Below are 20304 nucleotides of genomic sequence, written 5' to 3'. Positions count from 1 at the left end.
CATACGTTTGAACTGGATGGGGAACTTACAACAGCTTGGCCGCTCATTAATGCTGCCTACCATTGCGCTTCCTATCGCTGCTGTGTTGCTTCGTCTAGGGGATCTACCTTGGGATGTCATTCACGCATCTAGCTTAGGGGATATGCTGCTGTTGGCTGGGAATACGGTCTTCGATTATATTCCAATCATATTCGCTGTTGGTGTGGCGCTTGGTCTTACAGAAAGCGCTGGGATTGCTGGTTTATCAGCCATGCTGGGCTATTTTATGTTCACGAGACTAATTGAACATGAGCTGGGTACTCAATTTCAACTGGGTGTACCAGGTGGGATATTAATCGGATTACTGGCTGCTATTATTTACCATCGCTGTAAAGAGATTAAGCTCCCGGAATACATACAATTTTTCGGTGGCCCCCGCATAGTTCCGCTTATTATGGGACTGTCCACGCTTGTAGTGTCTTATATTATGATCACTATTGGCCCCTACTTAGAAATGGGGATGGGCAAGCTCTCCAATTGGCTGCTTGGATTGGGCGGTGTAGGTGCCTTTATCTATGGTATCGCGCATCGTCTTCTCGTACCGTCGGGTTTGCATCATATTTTGAATAACTTTTTCTGGTTTCAAGTAGGTGCTTATCAGACGTCAACGGGACATATGGCTTATGGGGATTTACCTAGGTATTTTGCCGGAGATCCGACAGCAGGTATGTATATGGCCGGCTTATATCCCATTATGATGTTTGCCCTCCCAGCAATCGCTTTTGCGATAATTGGGGAAGCGCGGGAAGATTTGAAGCCGAAGATTAAAGCGACATTCTTGACCGCAGCGCTAGCTTCTTTTTTAACCGGCGTTACTGAGCCTATTGAATTTGCCTTTCTCTTTGTAGCTCCGTATTTATTTGTTATTCATGCGATTTTGTCTGGAGCGGCCATGTGGTTGGCTTATGAATTAAATATTCAACACGGTTTTTCTTATTCAGCCGGGGCCATCGACTATGTCATTAATTTGCACCTATCGCATAACGGTTTATTGCTCATACCGATCGGTATCGTTTATGGACTTCTCTATTATTTCTTGTTCCGCTGGGCTATACGGCGGTTCCAGATTCCTACGCCTGGTAGAGAAGAAGGATCCTCACTCGAAGAGTGGGCTGGCGATATTCCATATCGATCTCCACTTATTTTGCAAGCACTCGGTGGGAAAGACAATATTAAGAAGATTGAAGCCTGCATTACCAGATTGCGTCTTACACTTGTCAATGATCGTTTGATGGACATCACGGCATTACGACACTTAGGAGCAGCAGGCGTCATCCGTCTTGGAGGAGGCAATGTTCAGGTCGTGTTCGGAACATTCTCAGAGCTAATTCGTGAAGAGATTATGAAAGTATTGCGCAAGGATATTCATGTCGTGTTATTTACTTCACCAATGCAAGGACGCATGATCCCGATTGAAGAAGTGCCAGATCGTATCTTTGCTTCGCGTTTGGTAGGAAACGGCGTTGCTTTTATTCCCGAGAAGGGAGAACTGGTTTCTCCTGTTGCGGGGACCATTATGCACATTTATCCGACCATGCATGCCCTTGGCATCTTGACCGAGGAAGGTTTGGAGGTCCTGCTGCACATTGGCATTGATACGTCTAGTTTGCCGGGCAAATGTTTTAATGCGGTTGTAAAAGAAGGAGATCACGTGGAACCGGGGCAACTGCTTGTTAAGTTTAACTATAATAAAGTCAAAAAATTCGCCTCATCGATGGCGACACCGATGATTATTACGAATCCCGATCTTGTTAAATCTTGGAGCTTTGCTCCATTTAAAGCTGTCAAAAAAGGCCAAGGTTCTGTGATGTCGGTTGTCCTAAAGCCTACTAAACAAACGGGGGGGACGAATGGATGATCAGAGGAATAGGAGCGTCTTCAGGGATTGCGATGGGTCAGGCTTTTGTCATACCTACCTGGGAGTGGGATTTTCCTGAGAAAATGATTGATGTCACCGATTTGTCATATGAATTTGAACGTTTGTATGATGGTATTCGATCTTCCAAAGACGAGCTTGAGATCATTAAGCAAGAGATTAAGGATGTTGTTGGACAAGATCAAGCCTATATTTTTGATGCACATTTGGCGATTTTGGAAGATCCCATTTTTATGAACGAAATTCAAGGGATTATTGAGCTGCAGTACAAGGCGGCAGAAGTTGCTGTAAAAGAAGTTATCGATAAATTTGTCGATATGTTTAATCTCATTGACGACGAATATATGAAGGAACGAGCGCTTGATATTAAAGATGTCGGAAACCGGCTTCTGAAGCACTTGCTTGGCGATACAAGCTCAACGGTACCACCGATCGATCATCCTTACATATTGGTCGCCAAAGAGCTAACGCCATCTCAATTGGCTCATTTGGAGCCGGCTAATGTGCTTGGTCTGTTAACGATTCTCGGTGGCACGCATTCGCACGTATCCATTATGGCAAGAGCAATGTCCGTACCGTATGTGCTTGGTTTGGAAGGGAAGCTTCTGCGACCCATTCAAAATGGCGATTTTCTAATTATCGATGGACAAGAGGGTACCTTATACATCAATCCTGATAAAATAACAATTGAGCGGTATCAAGCACGCAAAAAGAATTGGCTCGAGTTCAAAGAAAGCTTGCAAGAGATAGCTGACGTTGCCCCGGTAACGTTGGACAGGAGCTATGTGAATTTACATGCCAATATCAATTCCGTGTTGGAGATCGATCAGGTTTTACGTAACGGGGCTTCTGGGGTAGGTTTGTTCCGGACGGAATATCTTTACATGGACCGCGATTCGCTGCCCAGCGAAGACGAACAGTATGAAGTTTATCGTCACGCAGCCAGGCAGCTGAAAGGCCGTCCCATTGTAATCCGAACGCTCGATATTGGCGGAGATAAAAAGCTCGATTATTTGCCGCTTGCAAAAGAAGATAATCCATTTCTGGGGTATCGGGCGATTCGTATCTCGCTGGACCGTAAAGACCTATTTATGACACAGCTTAGAGCGATTCTAAGGGCCAGCCACTACGGTAACGTGAAAATTATGTATCCTATGGTTACTTCCTTGGATGAGGTGCGTCAGGCTAAAGCTCTGCTCGAGAAGGCCAAGGCCGAATTACAAGCACAAGGCTTGCCATATAATGCAAATATCGAAATTGGATTAACGATTGAAGTACCCGCCGCAGCTCTCATCGCGGATGTCCTTGCAAGTGAAGTGAATTTTATGAGCATTGGAACGAACGATCTTGTTCAATATGTTTTAGCTGTGGACAGGATGAATGAAAACATCGCGCATTTATATAATCCCTATCATCCGGCAGTTATTAGGCTTCTCAAACATGTGATCGACTCGGCCAAAAGTGTAGGAATTCCCGTAGGCGTTTGTGGTGAAATGGCGGGTGACATCCGAGCGCTTCCGATATGGCTGGGATTGGGAATAGAAGAACTAAGTATTTCGGTGCAGACACTATTACAAGTGAAACACCGTTTACTAAGCAGTGACGCTAAGAAATGTAAACAGCTAGTCAATGAAATTTTAGTTTGCAAAACAAGTGACGAGATCATAGAACTGCTTGCTCAAACCGAACAAACTGAATCCATAGTAGGAGGAAATTAGCATGGAATTGACAGGAACGAAAGTATTAGCATTTGTTGATGAAGAATTTGAAGACTTGGAAATGTGGTATCCCGTTCTACGGTTGCGTGAATCCGGGGTCGTTGTGGATATTGTCGGTCCAAAGGCAAAAACAGTGTATCACGGTAAATATGGCGTACCCATTACGACAGACTATGCCTTCGATGAAGTAAAGTCATCCGATTACATCGGCCTTTATGTTCCCGGAGGATGGGCGCCTGATAAGCTTCGTCGTTATCCGGACGTGATTCGTCTAACGCAGGAGTTTCACGCGGCAGTTAAACCGATTGCTCAAATCTGTCATGCAGGTTGGGTGCTGATTTCGGCGAAAATCGTAAATGGGTACACGATGACGTCTACGCCAGGCATTCGAGATGATCTTGAAAATGCGGGAGCAACTTGGTTGGACGAAGAAGTAGTTGTCGATCGCAACATCATTTCGGGGCGTCGCCCGCCAGATCTTCCAGCATTTTCCAAGCGTTTTGTGGATGAGCTTATTCAATTTAATAAACAACAGGAAAAGTAACATTCAACTACCATAGGTGGCAAAAACTACTACTCTTCATTCGGCAGGAAATCGATTAAAATCGTAGAATATCATAGTACAAGCAACTCATGTACATGCCGCCCGCCAGTGAAGGAGTGTTAGAATGCAAAAGTATTGTAAGTGCGGACGCACGATGAACCTTCGTCTTCGTACGGTTATTTATCAGAACAAAGTCGACATTGAAAATGTGCCTATTTACTCATGTGAAGCATGTGGTCGCAGTGAAGTTGTTCCTCATGTCAAACCCGAACTTACCGGTTTAATCGGTAGGCTGGGGAGTAAGCCTGAGAAGCAGCAGCTCTTTTTTCATGAACTTTCGGAAGTTGCTTTTCTGCTGCTGAAGGTGACTGAAAAAGAGCATATGAATGATTCCATGGAAAAGATCGTTGAAGAACGAATCAATGAACTTTTGGACATCTTATTGCTGGCTCAATCGCTGGGTGATGAACCATGGACCGAAGAAATTCGCAAGCGGTTATCACAAATCACACAGAGTGCAATATCGACATAAGCAGTATGTGGCCAATCCCAATGGGGGTTGGCTTTTATACATAATGTGTACATCTTTTGAAAAACATTGAAATTATTTTCAAAGCATTTTCAATATACATTGCAAGATGGATTAATTTGTCGTATCATAACGATAATATACTAGGATCGCAGAATACTTTTGAAAATGGAGAGAGTAACCGTGACCGTAACCATTTATGATGTAGCAAGAGAAGCAGGAGTTTCGATGGCAACCGTTTCTAGGGTTGTAAACAACAATCCTAACGTTAAGCCACAAACACGTAAGAAGGTTTTTGAAGCCATTGAGCGGCTCGGTTACCGCCCTAATGCGGTAGCGAGGGGTTTAGCAAGTAAGAAGACAACGACAGTTGGTGTTGTCATTCCCGATATTTCCAATTCCATTTTTGCTGAAGTAGCACGTGGGATTGAGGATATTGCCAATATGTACCATTACAATATCATTTTGTGTAATGCGGACAAGAAGAAAGAAAAAGAAATTCGTGTTATTAACACCTTGCTTGAGAAGCAGGTTGATGGATTGCTCTTCATGGGCGGCGTAGTAACAGAGGAACATACACAGGCATTCCGTACGTCTTCCGTACCTGTCGTTTTATGCGGCACGAAGGATGAGAACCAAGCGATGGCATCCGTTGATATCGATCACGAGAAAGCTGCTTTCGATGCTGTAAATGTACTTATTAAAGCCGGTCATCGTGACATTGCGATGATATCCGGAACGCTGCATGATCCAGCGAATGGATTTGCGCGTTATCAAGGTTACAAAAAAGCATTGGATGAAGCAGGTATTCCACTGCGTGATGAATATGTTCGCATTGGGAACTATCGTTATGAGTCAAGTGTAGACGCTGTGAACTATTTCTTGGAGCTTTCACCACGACCAACAGCGATCTTCTCCGCTACAGACGAGATGGCGATTGGTGCCATTCATACGATTCAAGACAATGGACTCAGAGTACCGCAAGATATCGCCGTCATTAGTGTGGACAATATCCGCATGGCTTCCATGGTTAGACCGACTTTAACGACAGTAGCCCAACCGATGTATGATATCGGCGCCGTGTCGATGCGTCTTCTAACGAAGTTGATGAATAAAGAGTCAACGGATCATATGCAGGTTATCCTGCCGCACGAAGTTATTTACCGCAATTCCGTTACACAATCTTAATCAAAACAAACCTCTAAGCGAGGTCATTCCTTTGGGAGTGATCTCCGTAGAGGTTTTCTCATGTTGATAAGGGAAAGAGGATAATGAAATGACATGGAATAAAATTGCTCTAATCGGAGCGATGAATGAAGAAATAGAGCTTCTAGTTTCGCATATGACGGATGTTCGTGAAACGATCAAAGCTGGCATTACGTTTCGTGAAGGTACGTATTTTGACAAGCAAGTTGTCGTGTGCCGGACAGGTGTAGGGAAAGTGAATGCGGCGGTGACAACCCAAATTTTAATTGATAACTTCGGTGTCGAAGCCGTTATTTTTACAGGAGTAGCGGGAGCATTAGATCCAGCGCTGAATATCGGGGATCTCGTGATATCGAGTGAATGCATGCAGCATGATATGGATGTTACACCACTTGGATTTCCTCGCGGCGTCATCCCTTATGAAGCGAAATCCATCTTCGAAGCGGATAGCAAGCTTGTTGAGTTGGCTGTAGCTTCGGGTGAAAAACTGTTTGCAGGCAAGGTTAAAAAGGGGAGAGTACTCTCTGGGGACCAGTTTATTGCAAGCAGGGAAGCTGTTGCTAGCCTGTATGATGAGCTTGGCGGCGTGTGTGTTGAAATGGAAGGGGCTTCGGTTGCTCAAGTTTGCTCGATGAATGCCACTCCATATGTCGTGCTGCGATCGATGTCTGATAAAGCAGATGGGTCAGCTCATGTTAACTTTGCTGAGTTTACAGTCCAGGCATCTGAGAATTCGTATAAAATGGTTGAGGATATCGTGAAACATCTATAAGCAAGAATAAAAAAAGCTCAGAATTTCGCCGAAATGGCGGTTCTGAGCTTTTATTTTTACTTCAAATACATCATGGCGAGTTCTTTCGTTTGCCGGTTCTTCTCGGCAATCGCTTGGCGCCTTGGAATTGGCGCCCAAGCCTCCACAGGGTCCAGCCACGTATCTACCAGCTGGACGGGGCTCTTGCTCTGCCAGGCGTCTAGCCACGCCTGAGGCAGCTTCAGCTGGGGCTGCGCCTCCAGCTGATCTAAGATTGCCTGCTCGCTCATGACGAGCCAGAGCAGGCTCCAAGCCCGCGGTACGACACGCCAGATGTCGTACCCGCCGCCCCCGAGCGCTATCCAGCGCCCTTCGCACCACTTGTGCGCAAGGGAGTGGATTAGCTCGGGCATAGCCTTGTACACGCGCATGGAGCAATGGACATGCGCGAGCGGGTCGAAAGCATGGGCATCGCACCCATGCTGCGAGATAATGACGTCTGGCTGGAAGCTTCGAATCGTCTCGGTGAGCACCTCGCTGAAGCACTCCAGCCACGACTCATCCTCGGTGTAGGGCTCCACTGGCATGTTAATGTTCGTGCCGAACGCGTCGCCTTCGCCGCGTTCGTTCACGGCGCCCGTGCCGGGGAATAAATATTTCCCCGTCTCGTGGATCGAAAGTGTGCATACCTGAGGATCGGCGTAGAAGCCCCACTGCACGCCATCTCCATGATGCACATCTGTGTCGATGTACAGCACCTTGGCGCCGTACATCTCTTTGGCGTGCGCAATCGCCGCTGACGCGTCGTTGTAGACGCAGAAGCCTGCGCCCTTGCTTTGCAGGGCGTGGTGCAATCCGCCGCCAAGGTGAAGGGCGTGCGGAGCCTTACCCGACATCACCAGCTCGACTGCGGTGATGGAGCCGCCAACGACCTTCGCCGTAGTATCGTGCATCCCGGCGAAGTAAGGCGTGTCATCAGTGTCCAGTCCGAAACGCGTTGCTTCTCGGACCCAGGCGGCATCTGGCACGGAACAGCTAAGCGCTTTCACTGCTTCGATGTAAGCGGGTGAATGAACCCGCAGCAGTTCGCTATCTGTTGCGGAACGAGGAGCCCACAGCGCGCTATCAGGGAGCGCGCCGGCTTTTCGCAGCAGATCCACCGTCATCGTAAGACGATCTTGATTGAACGGGTGATTTTCATTAAATTTATATTGAATTTCTTGATCATCATAGATAAAGACAGGACTTGCCTTCTTGTTCATATCCCTATTCCCCCGAATGGACTAACAATTTCGCTTGAAGCCCTAGAAATCCCGCGATTACTTAGAAATTAATACATGAAACGCTGCTGAAAACGAATGCGATCAAACTGTTCAACGGAAGAGATCGGCACCTTTTTGCCGATTCTTACCATAAGACAGTTGGCTGGATGTGAGCAGATTTCTGGGTCGTCCGTAGCGAACCAGATCATGTCGACGCTTTTCATTAGCTTCTCCATCATTTGACGGTATTCCCAGACTGTTAATTTGCTTGTTTCCAAGTCCCAATGCCAATAATACTCCGTCGTGAAACAGATGATATTCTCCATCTGCTCATCTTCGAAAGCGAGTTGAATCAACTTTTTCCCTAATCCAATGGATCGGTAATCGTCTGCAACTTCTATGGCGCCCAGTTCAATTAAGTCCTGCATATGCCCCTGTGACCAACGCTCAATCTCATCTGGATAGTGAAAGGTGACATAGCCTACAATGGTGGAGCCGTCTCTTGCAATGATGATACGTCCTTCAGGTAATTGTGCGATTTCAATTAGTGCTTCTAACTGCTCCTTGGGCCTGCGGAACGCATCTAATTTGGTATGCATAATAAGCTCCTGCAAGGTTTCTGCTGAAACAGGGCCTTCTAAGATAATTTCAGGTTGATTGGGAGCTGCGCGCAAGCTGTGTGAGTGGTATATTTTGATATGCTGCATAACCTTAGCTCTCCTTTTGAAAAAAAGCATGATGAACGTTTCCTTTTCCGTTAGGTCATAGTATTCTTATACCAAACTTTGGTTTGAATTAAAAGACGAATTTTTAACGTAGGCGAATATTTCCTAGTATGATATAATAGAATATGTCAAAAATCGATCACATTTTGCTTGAAATCGTCAGTAAAATGAAAGCGGTTTACCACGTGAGGAGGGTTTTACGTACATGGATCAAATGAAAGTTGAACTCATTGAAGCTGTATCCACTAATCCTAACATGAACAATTATGAAGAAACACATGCGGCATTTGACTGGAAAGACATCGAGAAAAGCTTTTCCTGGTATGAAACAGGTAAAGTTAACATGGCATATGAAGCGATTGACCGTCATGCTGACTCATCCAAAAAGGATAAAATCGCACTTTATTACAGCGATAGTCAGCGAGAAGAAGCAATCACTTATGGACAAATGAAAACGAAATCTAATCAGTTCGGTAATGTACTTCGAGGACTTGGTGTTGGTAAAGGCGAGCGCGTCTTTATTTTCATGCCACGTACACCGGAACTTTACTATTCCTTACTCGGAACCCTTAAAGTTGGTGCTGTTGTTGGGCCATTATTTGAGGCTTTCATGGAAACAGCAGTCAGAGACCGTTTGGAAGATAGTGAAGCCGTAGCCATTATTACGACACCAAGTTTATTATCGCGTGTTCCTTATAATGAACTTCCGCATTTGAAGCATGTCATTCTCGTTGGTGAAAATGTGGAGCTAGCTGAAGGACAAGTTGATTTCTACAAAGAGATGGAAAGCGCTTCAACAGAGCTTGACATTGAATGGCTGGATCGCGAGGATGGATTAATTATCCATTATACGTCTGGTTCAACGGGTAAACCAAAAGGTGTCTATCACGTTCAAAACGCAATGGTTCAACATTATTATACGGGTAAAATTGTATTAGATCTTAAAGAGGACGATATTTATTGGTGTACAGCTGATCCAGGTTGGGTAACAGGAACCTCCTATGGGATCTTTGCTCCATGGTTAAATGGGGCAACGAATGTCATTCGCGGCGGACGCTTCAGTCCCCAAGATTGGTATAATACGCTTCAGAAATATAAAGTAACCGTTTGGTACAGTGCGCCAACTGCTTTCCGTATGTTGATGGGTGCCGGTGATGATGTTGTTACTGGGTTTGATCTGTCCTCGCTTCGTCACGTACTTAGCGTAGGCGAACCGTTAAATCCCGAAGTTGTACGTTGGGGGCTAAAAGTTTATAACCAACGTATACATGATACTTGGTGGATGACAGAAACAGGTGGACAACTCATCTGTAACTATCCATCCATGACAATTAAGCCTGGTTCAATGGGCCGGCCAATTCCGGGTGTTGAAGCGGCTATTATTGATGATGCAGGGAACATTCTGCCTCCTAATCGGATGGGGAACCTAGCTATCAAAACGCCGTGGCCTTCGATGATGCGTAAAATATGGAATAATCCATCTAAATACGAAGAATATTTCCGTTTGACTGGATGGTACGTTTCCGGTGACTCGGCCTATCAGGATGAAGAGGGGTACTTCTGGTTCCAAGGCCGTGTGGATGATGTGATTAACACAGCAGGCGAGAGGGTAGGTCCTTTCGAGGTGGAGAGCAAGCTCGTTGAGCATCCTGCGGTTGCAGAGGCAGGGGTTATTGGTAAGCCTGACCCGATGCGTGGAGAGATCATTAAAGCGTTTATCGCCCTGCGTGAAGGCTTTACACCATCTGATGAGCTCAAAGCGGACATCTCCAAATTTGTTAAAGAAGGGCTTTCTGCCCATGCAGCTCCTCGTGAAATTGAATTTAAAGACAAGCTGCCTAAGACACGCAGTGGCAAAATTATGCGCCGTGTTCTTAAAGCTTGGGAGCTCAATTTGCCGACAGGTGACTTATCGACGATTGAAGACTAAAGGGATTCAAGCCTTCTTTGCACCAGATCTATGGTGTGAGGAAGGTTTTTTATTGCGTACATAGAAGCTTTTTGAAATTAAAAAAGACCCGGGTACCCGGGTCTTTCTAAATAGTGATTTAGTTGTTATAGGCGATAGCAGCTGATGGTTTAGATTCGCCCGCATCGTTGACAGCAGTTACTTTGTAATAACCGTTGTAAGCTGCTGCGTAATAATGAAATTCGGTTGCTTCATCAACAGAACCAAGCTTCTTAAACGTTCCTTTTTCTTTGTCACTAAAATAAACATTATACTGCTTTACTTTATCCTTGGACCCATTGGCTTTCCAGGTTAACATCACACCTGCGCCATCAGCTTTGGCTTTTATACCGGTTGGTGCTGCAGGCAGGTCCTTTGTGCTTCCATTGTTAGGTTTGTCGGTTCCAATAGGTTCACCGATTCCACCATTGGAACCTGATGGAGGGTTAGTAGCTCCTGGAATTTGATTGCCATCGACAGAAGGTACGAACAATGAATCTAGCGAGCTACCATCTGTATAGGAGGAACGGCTAGGTACCGATTCTTTCCCAGCCACATCGACTGCTGTCACATAATAACCGATTAAGCTAGATCCAGGGATTTGATCAATAAATTTGGTCTCAGCTCCTGCTAAGACAACTTTGCCGCCCATGAGCTGGAATTTGCCGCGGTTATCGGAACGATATATGCGATAGCCGACGATATCCGGATTCGGACTTGCCTGGAAGGCAATCGTTGCCGTGTCACCGGACTTAGTTGTTACAACGTTCGTTGGTGCTGCAGGCTCTTTACCGTCATCAACTCGAGGGTCAACTTCGGATGGCGCATCATCGTCATAATCTGTAGGCTTATAATTATCGATAGGCTTACGGCTTTTTTCAGGAAGTTTACTCATCGCTACTTCGATTTCTTTGAGCAATTGACTGATCGATTTTTGCCTTTTAATGACGGTTTTCTCTTGCACGAAATCTGCTGGCGTATTGTCTTGCGCCATGTAATTCAGTCCGTTAAATGAACTGATTTTCATCCGTACCATCACATTGTCGACTTCCGTAGGTACATATTTCTTGTTGAAAAGATCAGTAACTAGAAAATCAGACTTAGACGTTAATTCGCTTGGCAGCTTGCCGGATAAACTGGATACGGTTGCCGAGACAATACCATCCGGTTTGGCGAATGTTTTGGTAGGGAATAGGTCCGGTTTTTGTTCGATCGTTCGGTTCATTATAAGTGCCCATATATCTTTGGCGTGATATGTTTGATGCATTTGCGATGATTTCGTCGACGATGATAATTTATTAATCGGTTGATCATAGCCGATCCATACGCCAACCGTGATGTCCGGGCTGAATCCCATAAACCAAGCATCGGCATCGTCTTGCGTAGATCCTGTCTTACCGGAAATCTCGATTTTGCCGTATGATTTATATTTTTGCATTAAATCTGTCGCTGTACCTTGGCTAATCACCGTTTTCATCATATCCGTAATTAGATATGCACTTTGCGGAGAGTAGACAGGCGTAGGCTTGAGATCATGCGTATAAATCGTTTTGCCATTCGAATCCTTGATTTCGCGAATCATAAAGGTTTCATTAAATACGCCTTTATTCGGAATTGAAGCATAGGCACCGGTCAGTTCCCTCACCGAAGTTCCTTTGCTTAAACCGCCGATTACACCGGTCTGCGCATAATAATCTTCTTTTTGAATGGACGTGATACCGAGTTTCTTTGCAAAATCCCAGGAGTCATTAATGCCTACTTTATTCAAAAATATATCGATGGCAGGGATGTTGTATGACTGGTTTAAAGCTTTTCTTGCTGTCATTAATCCATGAAACTTGTGATCCCAGTTTTCTGGAAGATGAAAGCCTTTGACACCGTCTTTAAGAATAATAGGGATATCATCTACGATACTAGCTGGTTGAATGGCCCCTTTCTCTAAAGCTGGTATATAGGCGGCAATTGGCTTCATGGTTGATCCAGGCTGTCTGAATGCTTGTGTGGCGTGATTGAGCTGCTCTTCGAAGAAATTGCGGCCCTCAATCATCCCTTTAATAGCTCCGGATTTGGAATCGATCATGATGGCACCAACTTGTTCCATGCCTTTTTTGTCATCCGTAGGGGCGAAGTTTTTATCGTTGCTCGATATTTCATGCATGGAATCATAAATTGTCTTATCTATGGTTGTATAGATTTGATAACCACCACGTAAGAGCTGAGTATGTATGCCTTTTAACGCTTCATTATAAGCGGCCTGATTTTTCTTAGGATCAAGATCAGGCTTCTGGATCTTCAACAAAATTTCGGCTGCTTCCTTTTCTGTTTCAATCATTAGGTATGGATAAGTCGTATAAGCCTTCTGAGCCGTAGGGGGCATGGAAGCTTTGAGATCAAATTTAAGGGCTTCTTGGTACTGTTCATTCGTAATTTTCTTTTCTTCCAGCATCCGTTTGAGTACTAGTTGTTCACGCGTAACCGCTTTTTTGAAACCATCTTCATCAAATTCGGGCTTACTCGTGAAGGCGGAGTACTGCGATGGGGACTGCGGCAGACCTGCTAAGTAAGCAGCTTGAGCAACGTTTAACTTATCCAGGTCGTCGATGTTGAAGAGGCCTTTGGCAGCTGCTTTAATTCCATACAGATTATAGCCTGTCGCGCCATTGCCATAAGGAATTTTGTTCAAATAAGCGAGCAAAATTTCATCTTTGGACATTAGGCGTTCCATCCGCAGCGCGAGCAGCAGCTCTCTTGCTTTACGGCCATCATCACGGTCTAGTGTAAGAAATACACGTCTGGCAAGCTGTTGCGTAATCGTACTGCCGCCTGTTTGAACTTCTTCGTTCAGCAGCTTCTGTGTTACTGCGCGATAAAGTCCGCGGATATCGATCCCGCGATGGTTGTAGAAGTCTTTGTCTTCGATGGCAAGGACAGCGTCTAACAGAAGTTGCGGAATGTCATCTAGCTGAGCGAGACGACGGTCTTCTTCAGTTCGCAATTGCCCTATGACGGTATCGTCATTGAAGTAAGCAAAGCCTGTGACTGCATTTTCCTGCATCTGCTGGCGTATGGATTCTTCGGTGCGTACAGGATCTTTTTTGACTAAGGCACTTACATACCCAAATGCCGCGGATCCACCGACTATTCCCGCCAAAAAAGCACTAATGATGGTCCATTTTAAGGTAATCCAAGTTACTTTGAATGTAGTCCTCACCCAAGGGCGATTCCATTTAGCGAAAAAATTGCGCATAAGTTCCAATATCCTCCTTACATGAACCCTAATAGTATACCATAACTGCACCTTTTGCGGTAATGATGAAGCGAAGAAACGATGCCGACATGGTTTGACAACACCTAGAAACATGTGATAAATTTTTATCAAATGCGTTGAAAGATCAGCAGTAGGTAGCTTGTGGATGCTTTCAGAGAGCCGGTGGATGGTGCGAACCGGTACCTGCAGGTTAGTGAATTACGGTCTTGAGCAGTGAATGGGAACCTGCAGCAACTTCGGCTGCACAAGTAGTATTTGCCGATTAAACCCCGTTAAAGGTTCTTGAGTGAAAATAGCTAGCCGTGCACATAACACTTGTTATAGATGTACGTAACTACTGTTTTAATTAGGGTGGTACCGCGAGTCAAGTCTTCTCGTCCCTTTGTGGATAAGAAGGCTTTTTTTGTATGTTTAAGAAAAAAGGAGATGGATGAACATGGATATTTTGAAGGATTTGGAGTTTCGCGGTCTGCTTCATCAAATCACGGATCGAGAGGGCTTGGACAAAAAGCTTAACGAGGAGCGTGTTACGCTTTATTGCGGCTTTGACCCGACTGCGGACAGCTTGCATATCGGCAGCTTGCTGCCCATTCTTACGCTGAGACGCTTTCAGCTCGCAGGTCACGTTCCATTGGCACTAGTTGGCGGGGGAACAGGTCTAATTGGTGATCCTAGCGGAAAAGCCAATGAGCGTACACTTAACGGACCTGAGGTTGTCGAGGCTTGGTCACAAAGCATCAAAAATCAGTTATCACGCTTTCTCGACTTCTCCACTGAAATTGAAAATAGTGCAGAGCTTGTCAACAATTACGATTGGCTTGGATCGCTGAACGTCATCGAATTTCTTCGTGATGTAGGCAAAAACTTTACCGTCAATTACATGTTGGCAAAGGATTCTGTTGATTCTCGTATCTCCAAAGGGATTTCTTTCACAGAGTTCAGCTATATGATTCTGCAATCTTACGATTTCCTGAAGCTCAATGAAACGAAAAATTGCTCTGTGCAAATTGGCGGAAGTGACCAATGGGGTAATATTACGGCTGGTCTTGAGCTTATCGGTAAATCCTCAGATAAACGTGCTTACGGGGTAACCTTGCCGCTTGTGACAAAGAGTGATGGTCAAAAGTTCGGAAAGACAGAGGGCGGAGCTATTTGGTTGGATGCTAGCAAAACGTCTCCTTACCAGTTCTACCAATTCTGGTTGGGCACAGCCGACAATGATGTCATCCGTTTCCTTAAGTATTTTACTTTCGTTACTCATGAGGAAATCCAACGTCTTGAGGAAGAAGTACAGGCTCAGCCAGAGAAGAGAGAGGCTCAGAAATTACTTGCTCGCGAAGTTACGAAGCTTGTACACGGTGTAGAAGCGTTAGAAAGTGCTCTTAACATTACAACAGCTTTATTCAGTGGCAATATTCAGGAGCTTTCTCGTACGGAGATTGAAGAAGCGTTTAAGGATGTCCCATCTGCAACCATAGATCAAGACGACATTGCGTTGGTTGATTTGCTGATTTCTGTAGGAGCGGCACCATCCAAACGTCAAGCGCGTCAAGATATTGAGAGCGGAGCTGTCACGGTCAATGGCGTTAAAGTAACGCAATTCGATGCAGTTACCAGAGATCTGGGTAGGCTCGGAGAGTCTTACATCATTATTCGCCGCGGTAAAAAGAATTACTACCTTGTACAGTTTGCTTAACAAAAAATAAGCCCCTCAGGGAAATCCCTGAGGGGCTTGCTTTTATTAACGGCTGTAGAACTCGACGATTTGTTTCTCGTCAATTTCTTGTGGAAGCTCAGAACGTTCTGGCAAACGAATGTACTTGCCTTCTACGCTTGCGTCGTTGAACTCAAGGTAAGTTGGCAGGTAGTTACGGTTAGCTAGAGCTTCTTTCACTGCGGAAAGACCTTTGCTTCTTTCACGAAGAGCAATAACGTCACCCGTAGATACGATGTAAGAAGCGATATCTACTTTTTTGCCGTTCACAGTTACGTGACCGTGAGCAACTAGTTGACGCGCGCCTGCGCGGGAGTTGGAAAGACCAAGACGGTAAACCAGATTGTCCAAACGGCTTTCAAGCAAGATCATGAAGTTCTCACCGGAAATACCTTTAAGTTTGGAAGCTTTATCGAACAAGTTGCGGAATTGTTTCTCGTTCAAACCGTACATGTGACGAAGCTTTTGTTTTTCATTTAATTGAACGCCATAGCCGCTCATTTTTTTACGTTGTCCTGGGCCATGCTGACCTGGAGGGAATGGGCGTTTCAAGTCTTTACCGTTACCACTCAAAGAAATACCAACACGACGGCTTAATTTAAATTTAGGTCCTGTATAACGTGACATTTAGGAAAAACTCCTTCTTTTCAACAATTAGTTTAGTAGATAGCATCTAGATGTCAGGGTGAAGACAAGTGCCTGGTTTTGCTTACGAATCATATTGTGATTCCCTGACAAGAGTAGTTCAGCCGCTGTCTTGGCAGGAGCAAAAGCAGTGAGGGTGATCACAAATGGCATTCACCGAAATCATGTTGTTACTCGACTTCTAATTTTATTAAAAACAGGGGCATGTGTCAAGTCTCAATCCTTTAAAGTGATTCTAAAATATCGTGCAATAAGCATGGAAAAATAGTATGATATATGAGGTAAGATTTAGCCTGGTTCAATAGTACTACAGTTTGTTGGTGAAGGAGAGCCTATGAGTGAATCACTTCGTAGTATGAAACAACATAGTCGTGCAGAACACTTCGAAGAGTTTCTTCGGCAAGGACTTGTTCTTTCTAGCAACTTTTCCTATTGGGAATCCAATTGTCATCATGTAGTGCTAGATGCTTTTGATGAGTGGAATCACCAATTCGGGCAAGCGATGCTACCGCCTCAAACCGCACTGCTATGCGTGGATACGGATCTGAAAGTGGTTAAGGCTTGCTCCCATGGTACACTTCTGACTGATAAATTGCTGCAGGTAGGAGCATCATGGAGCTATGCTGAACGCAATGACAATCCGTTGGCACGATGTGCTGAGAATCCCAAAATGCATATAATGACTAGCGAAGTTATGAGCGCAAAAGAACTGAAGTCCGTTTTGGCTGCTTCGATTCCAGTTCTAGATCCACAAGGGATTCCAATTTTATACTTGGGACTATTTTCCCATACACTTGAAGAAGCAGACGAACTTACACAATTACTTTATATACTTTCCCTTTCCTTCCAAGGCAGTGTGCAGAGCGTAGAGGATCGTCGTAAGTACGACCATTTATTTATGCAGCATCTAAATAGGGAACTTGAGTTTAAAAAGCATGATATTTTATTTGAGGCTTCTAAGAAGCTGCATGCCAAAATCGATGTCGATTCGGTGTTGACCGAAGTCATTGAGTGCATGCATAGCGTTTACCCAAATATGCAAGTAGATTTATTGCTTTCACAAGATAATGACTCTAAGAATCTATCAGTGAAGCCCTTGAATTTCCAAAGTACGGAGGATGACATTCGAACACGCGCTTTTATGGAAGGGCATGTGATATTTGAACCTTCATCCGAGAGCAGTGGTCCAAGTACAGGTCATATAGCAGCTCCATTATCAGGCAAACAAGGTGTTTATGGTGTTTTATACATGACGTCTAAGAGCGATTTGATTCACGCTTCGGATTTGCAATTCATATCCTTGCTTGCTGATACAGCTGGGTCTGCTTTTGAAAACGCTAAATTGTATGAACAATCCAATTTAATGATTAACGAGCTTCGACTTATTAATGAAATCACGAAGCAGTTAAATCAGAGCTTGCGTTTAAACGAAATCTTTAACTCAGCATCTAGCGAGATTTTAAGTATTTTCGGAGCGGACTACAGTTGTATTCTGCAAGCGGATAAAAATAGTGAGAATTTAATCGTACAAGCGACTAATTTGCCTGCGATGTTTCATGAGACCTTTACCGTAGATCAAGGCTTTTCTGGTGTCGTCTATACTTCCAAAGAACCGATTATTATTTCGGATTATTGGAGCAATGACAAGGTCCAGTCTAAGCTGATGCAGTTAACCAACTCCAGATCACTTATTGGTTCTCCGATTCTCGTTAATGGACAAGTTGAGGGAGTTATTCTAGTCGTGCATAGCAAGCCCAATTTCTTCTCCTATGATAACTACAAATTGCTACAGGTTCTTTCGGGGCATATTGGTCTTGCCATGACGAATGCTTCTCTGCATGCTGAAGTAAAACGAATGGTTATTACAGACAATTTGACAGGACTATATGTACGTCATTATTTGGATGAACAGGCTAACTCGATGCAAAAGAAGGACTTCTGCGGCTCACTCATTGTTGTTGATATAGACAATTTCAAACGGGTTAATGATACCTACGGTCATCAGGTTGGCGATAAAATCTTGATCCAGGTAAGTCAAATTATTAAAACTAGTATTAGGGATAGTGATATTGCAGCAAGGTGGGGCGGGGAAGAGCTTGCGGTCTATTTACCCCAAGTGGCCAAGTCTCAAACGATTCGAATCGCAGAACGTATTCGTGTTCGTGTTCTAGAGGAAACTAATCCGCAAGTAACCGTTTCCTGTGGTGTTTCGGATTGGAATTGGGAAGAAGATAAGATTAGTGTAGAATCACTGTTCTATCGTGCTGATATGGCTCTCTATCAAGCTAAAAATAATGGTCGCAACCAAATTCGAATCGGATAGTAAAAGCACTTGTCTAAGGACAGGTGCTTTTGCTTCATTCTAACACGTTTACATCAAGAACATGGCTGTCCAACCTGCAAATCATGTCGAAAAAAGGTTATCAAATCTAATAAATTTCCGTAGGTAGGGTAAACTATGTGACGGATAGAAATAGGATAGGGTTCTTCACTGTTGTATAACTAGATAACTCCTTAATTTTCTCTTCCTGAACCTTCTGTAAAATGTTACAATGGTTTGGTCTAAGGGAAGGATGGTCGAAATTTGTCGGTGTTAAACAGAAATAGAAAACACATTTTGCTAGTTTTTTTTATTTGTATTTTGCTCGTTGCCCTAATTGCCTTTTTATTTTATAACCCTACAGGCATTAAACTTACTCACAGTAATATGCGACAGCTATCTGAACATTTAAGGGACTTAGGTTGGCCCGGTAAAATCATCGGAATGGCTTTAATTTTTTTTCAAACGTTCTTTCCGTTTATTCCGTTTGTTGTAGTAGCAGGTACGAATGTTGCTATTTTCGGTATTAAAATAGGGTTTCTTGTTAATTACATAATGTCTTGTTTGGGAGCCGTTGCTTCTTTTTATTTTGCTCGTTATTATGGACATGCATGGGTAGAGAAAAAGCTCGAGCGATTCCCGTTAGTGACGCAGTTTAGCAAGCGGATGGAGAAGCGTGGATTCCTATATGTCCTTCTAGGCAGATTGATTCCAATTTTACCTTCGTCGGCGATTAATTTTGGTGCGGGGCTAACTCGAATGCGGTTTACTTATTTTCTATGGGGTACCTTGATGGGCAAACTGCCAATCGTATTTCTGGAATCGATGATTGCGCATGATTTATTTCATTTCCAGAAGTATAAGGGAAGACTGCTTTTGTTGCTCGGTATTTTTGTTGTTTTAATTCTACTGGGGAACGGTGTGAAGAAAGCCATTGCAGCAAAGACGAAGTAAAGCGCTTCACTTGGAGAATGAAGGAAATTTTTAGTTGCGTTAAGTAACCTTTCCAAGTTATCATATAGGGAGCAAGGCGACCAATTCAGATGCGAATAAATGGAGGAATGAAATATGCCAAGTGCTAATAATGCCGCAATTGTTGAAATTTCACAAACAGCTAATAAATTCAGATCGTCAATCGTTCTCCAATATGATAATAAGTACATCGATGTAAAAAGTATTTTAGGTTTGTTTACTACATTGCTTAGCTCCAGCAACTATGATCTCCATGTTCATGGGCCGGATGCCGAAGAAGCGAAAGTCGCTATGGCTGAAGTATTCGCTAAGCACAATTTGGGCGTAAACGTTGTTCAAGAATAGAGTTCAGACTTAAAGAAGGTACTCTCAGAATCTCTGAGGGTACCTTCTCTTGTATATTGATCCAATTTCGCTTAATATAGATCATATAAGGACGGATGACTATGCGTATAGGGGGAAGTTGGGAATGTCTTCATCTGATCTATTGCTGGACATGAATCAAAAAGCGCTTAATCTTCTCCAAGAAGATGCAGATAAAATCGAAAAACTAATCGAAGTACAAATGGAGAATTTGACAACGCGTCAATGTCCGCTGTATGAAGAAGTTTTAGATACGCAAATGTACGGACTTTCTAGAGAAATTGATTTTGCCATTCGAGCGGGACTTATTTCCGAAATGCCTGGTAAACAAATTCTCAGCAAGCTTGAACGTAACCTTGCGCAGCTATATGAAGCGTTGAATAACAAAAAGTAACCCTTCACAATGGGTTACTTTTTTTGTCTT

At 44.0% G+C, this 20304-nt stretch carries 16 protein-coding genes and 1 other annotated feature; of the genes, 12 read left to right on the top strand and 4 right to left on the bottom strand.

Features of this window, described 5'->3' with window-relative positions:
- Positions 1 to 7 precede the first annotated feature (7 nt).
- From ASG85_RS01620 to ASG85_RS01595, 6 genes are all read left to right on the top strand, one after another.
- Complete coding sequence (locus tag ASG85_RS01620; protein WP_060645195.1) at positions 8 to 1897, top strand: glucose PTS transporter subunit IIA; 1890 nt, start codon at positions 8 to 10, stop codon at positions 1895 to 1897.
- A complete protein-coding gene (gene ptsP / locus ASG85_RS01615; protein ID WP_060645194.1) occupies positions 1894 to 3633 on the top strand; it encodes a phosphoenolpyruvate--protein phosphotransferase in 1740 nt (579 codons plus the stop codon). The genes ASG85_RS01620 and ptsP overlap by 4 nt, the downstream gene beginning before the upstream one ends.
- Position 3634: 1 nt before the next feature.
- Positions 3635 to 4177 carry a type 1 glutamine amidotransferase domain-containing protein gene (locus tag ASG85_RS01610; protein ID WP_060645193.1) on the top strand — a complete coding sequence of 181 codons (543 nt, stop codon included), beginning with the start codon at positions 3635 to 3637 and terminating at the stop codon, positions 4175 to 4177.
- A gap of 124 nt (positions 4178 to 4301) precedes the next feature.
- Positions 4302 to 4709, top strand: coding sequence for a hypothetical protein (locus tag ASG85_RS01605; RefSeq protein WP_029195585.1), 408 nt, complete (start codon positions 4302 to 4304; stop codon positions 4707 to 4709).
- A 180-nt stretch (positions 4710 to 4889) separates the two neighbouring features.
- On the top strand, positions 4890 to 5894 hold the full coding sequence (gene ccpA, locus ASG85_RS01600) for a catabolite control protein A (protein ID WP_060645192.1): 1005 nt from the start codon (positions 4890 to 4892) through the stop codon (positions 5892 to 5894).
- Positions 5895 to 5982: 88 nt separating this feature from the next.
- The gene (locus ASG85_RS01595) at positions 5983 to 6684 is read left to right on the top strand and encodes a 5'-methylthioadenosine/adenosylhomocysteine nucleosidase (RefSeq protein WP_057302939.1); all 702 of its coding nucleotides are present in this window, start codon (positions 5983 to 5985) and stop codon (positions 6682 to 6684) included.
- A 56-nt stretch (positions 6685 to 6740) separates the two neighbouring features.
- Here ASG85_RS01595 and ASG85_RS01590 read toward each other — a convergent pair whose 3' ends face one another.
- On the bottom strand, positions 6741 to 7925 hold the full coding sequence (locus ASG85_RS01590) for an acetoin utilization protein AcuC (RefSeq protein ID WP_060645191.1): 1185 nt from the start codon (positions 7923 to 7925) through the stop codon (positions 6741 to 6743).
- Positions 7926 to 7993: 68 nt separating this feature from the next.
- Positions 7994 to 8632, bottom strand: a complete 639-nt coding sequence (locus tag ASG85_RS01585; protein ID WP_060645190.1) for a GNAT family N-acetyltransferase — start codon at positions 8630 to 8632, stop codon at positions 7994 to 7996.
- Between the two features lie 223 nt (positions 8633 to 8855).
- On the opposite strand from ASG85_RS01585, the gene acsA reads away from it, so the two are divergent.
- Positions 8856 to 10580: an acetate--CoA ligase gene (acsA, locus tag ASG85_RS01580; protein WP_060645189.1), complete on the top strand. Its 1725-nt coding sequence runs from the start codon at positions 8856 to 8858 to the stop codon at positions 10578 to 10580.
- Between the two features lie 118 nt (positions 10581 to 10698).
- On the opposite strand, the gene ASG85_RS01575 is transcribed toward acsA, so the two are convergent.
- The gene (locus ASG85_RS01575; RefSeq protein ID WP_057302935.1) at positions 10699 to 13845 is read right to left on the bottom strand and encodes a transglycosylase domain-containing protein; all 3147 of its coding nucleotides are present in this window, start codon (positions 13843 to 13845) and stop codon (positions 10699 to 10701) included.
- 128 nt (positions 13846 to 13973) lie between these two features.
- Positions 13974 to 14251 (top strand) — a binding site (T-box leader).
- A 51-nt stretch (positions 14252 to 14302) separates the two neighbouring features.
- On the opposite strand from ASG85_RS01575, the gene tyrS reads away from it, so the two are divergent.
- A complete protein-coding gene (tyrS, locus tag ASG85_RS01570; RefSeq protein WP_060645188.1) occupies positions 14303 to 15562 on the top strand; it encodes a tyrosine--tRNA ligase in 1260 nt (419 codons plus the stop codon).
- A gap of 45 nt (positions 15563 to 15607) precedes the next feature.
- Here the strand turns inward: tyrS and rpsD are convergent, their stop codons facing one another.
- Entirely contained in the window at positions 15608 to 16207 is a 600-nt protein-coding gene (gene rpsD / locus ASG85_RS01565; protein WP_057302933.1) for a 30S ribosomal protein S4, read from the bottom strand.
- 352 nt (positions 16208 to 16559) lie between these two features.
- Between rpsD and ASG85_RS01560 the strand changes: the two genes are divergently transcribed.
- The 4 genes from ASG85_RS01560 (at position 16560) to ASG85_RS01545 (ending at position 20274) form a co-directional block, all read left to right on the top strand.
- Positions 16560 to 18548 (top strand): sensor domain-containing diguanylate cyclase, encoded by a 1989-nt coding sequence (locus ASG85_RS01560; RefSeq protein ID WP_060645187.1) that lies wholly within the window; start codon positions 16560 to 16562, stop codon positions 18546 to 18548.
- Positions 18549 to 18989: 441 nt separating this feature from the next.
- Positions 18990 to 19499, top strand: coding sequence for a TVP38/TMEM64 family protein (locus ASG85_RS01555; protein WP_162251216.1), 510 nt, complete (start codon positions 18990 to 18992; stop codon positions 19497 to 19499).
- 114 nt (positions 19500 to 19613) lie between these two features.
- Entirely contained in the window at positions 19614 to 19862 is a 249-nt protein-coding gene (locus ASG85_RS01550) for an HPr family phosphocarrier protein (RefSeq protein WP_029195595.1), read from the top strand.
- 124 nt (positions 19863 to 19986) lie between these two features.
- Positions 19987 to 20274 carry a YlaN family protein gene (locus ASG85_RS01545; RefSeq protein ID WP_056833125.1) on the top strand — a complete coding sequence of 96 codons (288 nt, stop codon included), beginning with the start codon at positions 19987 to 19989 and terminating at the stop codon, positions 20272 to 20274.
- Positions 20275 to 20304 lie beyond the last annotated feature (30 nt).

Source organism: Paenibacillus sp. Soil724D2 (assembly GCF_001427935.1).
Taxonomy (GTDB): Bacteria; Bacillota; Bacilli; order Paenibacillales; family NBRC-103111; genus Paenibacillus_E.
Note: the sequence above shows the minus strand (reverse complement) of the source record. Positions and strands in the feature narration are given on the sequence as shown.

Bases quoted from the DNA above. Each gene is read 5' to 3' on its own strand.
- ASG85_RS01560 (WP_060645187.1), top strand. From the start codon at position 16,560: ATGAGTGAATCACTTCGTAGTATGAAACAACATAGTCGTGCAGAACAC.
- ASG85_RS01590 (WP_060645191.1), bottom strand. From the start codon at position 7,925: ATGAACAAGAAGGCAAGTCCTGTCTTTATCTATGATGATCAAGAAATT.
- ASG85_RS01595 (WP_057302939.1), top strand. From the start codon at position 5,983: ATGACATGGAATAAAATTGCTCTAATCGGAGCGATGAATGAAGAAATA.
- tyrS (WP_060645188.1), top strand. From the start codon at position 14,303: ATGGATATTTTGAAGGATTTGGAGTTTCGCGGTCTGCTTCATCAAATC.
- ASG85_RS01585 (WP_060645190.1), bottom strand. From the start codon at position 8,632: ATGCAGCATATCAAAATATACCACTCACACAGCTTGCGCGCAGCTCCC.
- ASG85_RS01610 (WP_060645193.1), top strand. From the start codon at position 3,635: ATGGAATTGACAGGAACGAAAGTATTAGCATTTGTTGATGAAGAATTT.
- ASG85_RS01575 (WP_057302935.1), bottom strand. From the start codon at position 13,845: ATGCGCAATTTTTTCGCTAAATGGAATCGCCCTTGGGTGAGGACTACA.
- ASG85_RS01555 (WP_162251216.1), top strand. From the start codon at position 18,990: ATGGCTTTAATTTTTTTTCAAACGTTCTTTCCGTTTATTCCGTTTGTT.
- acsA (WP_060645189.1), top strand. From the start codon at position 8,856: ATGGATCAAATGAAAGTTGAACTCATTGAAGCTGTATCCACTAATCCT.
- ASG85_RS01605 (WP_029195585.1), top strand. From the start codon at position 4,302: ATGCAAAAGTATTGTAAGTGCGGACGCACGATGAACCTTCGTCTTCGT.
- ASG85_RS01550 (WP_029195595.1), top strand. From the start codon at position 19,614: ATGCCAAGTGCTAATAATGCCGCAATTGTTGAAATTTCACAAACAGCT.
- ptsP (WP_060645194.1), top strand. From the start codon at position 1,894: ATGATCAGAGGAATAGGAGCGTCTTCAGGGATTGCGATGGGTCAGGCT.
- ASG85_RS01545 (WP_056833125.1), top strand. From the start codon at position 19,987: ATGTCTTCATCTGATCTATTGCTGGACATGAATCAAAAAGCGCTTAAT.
- rpsD (WP_057302933.1), bottom strand. From the start codon at position 16,207: ATGTCACGTTATACAGGACCTAAATTTAAATTAAGCCGTCGTGTTGGT.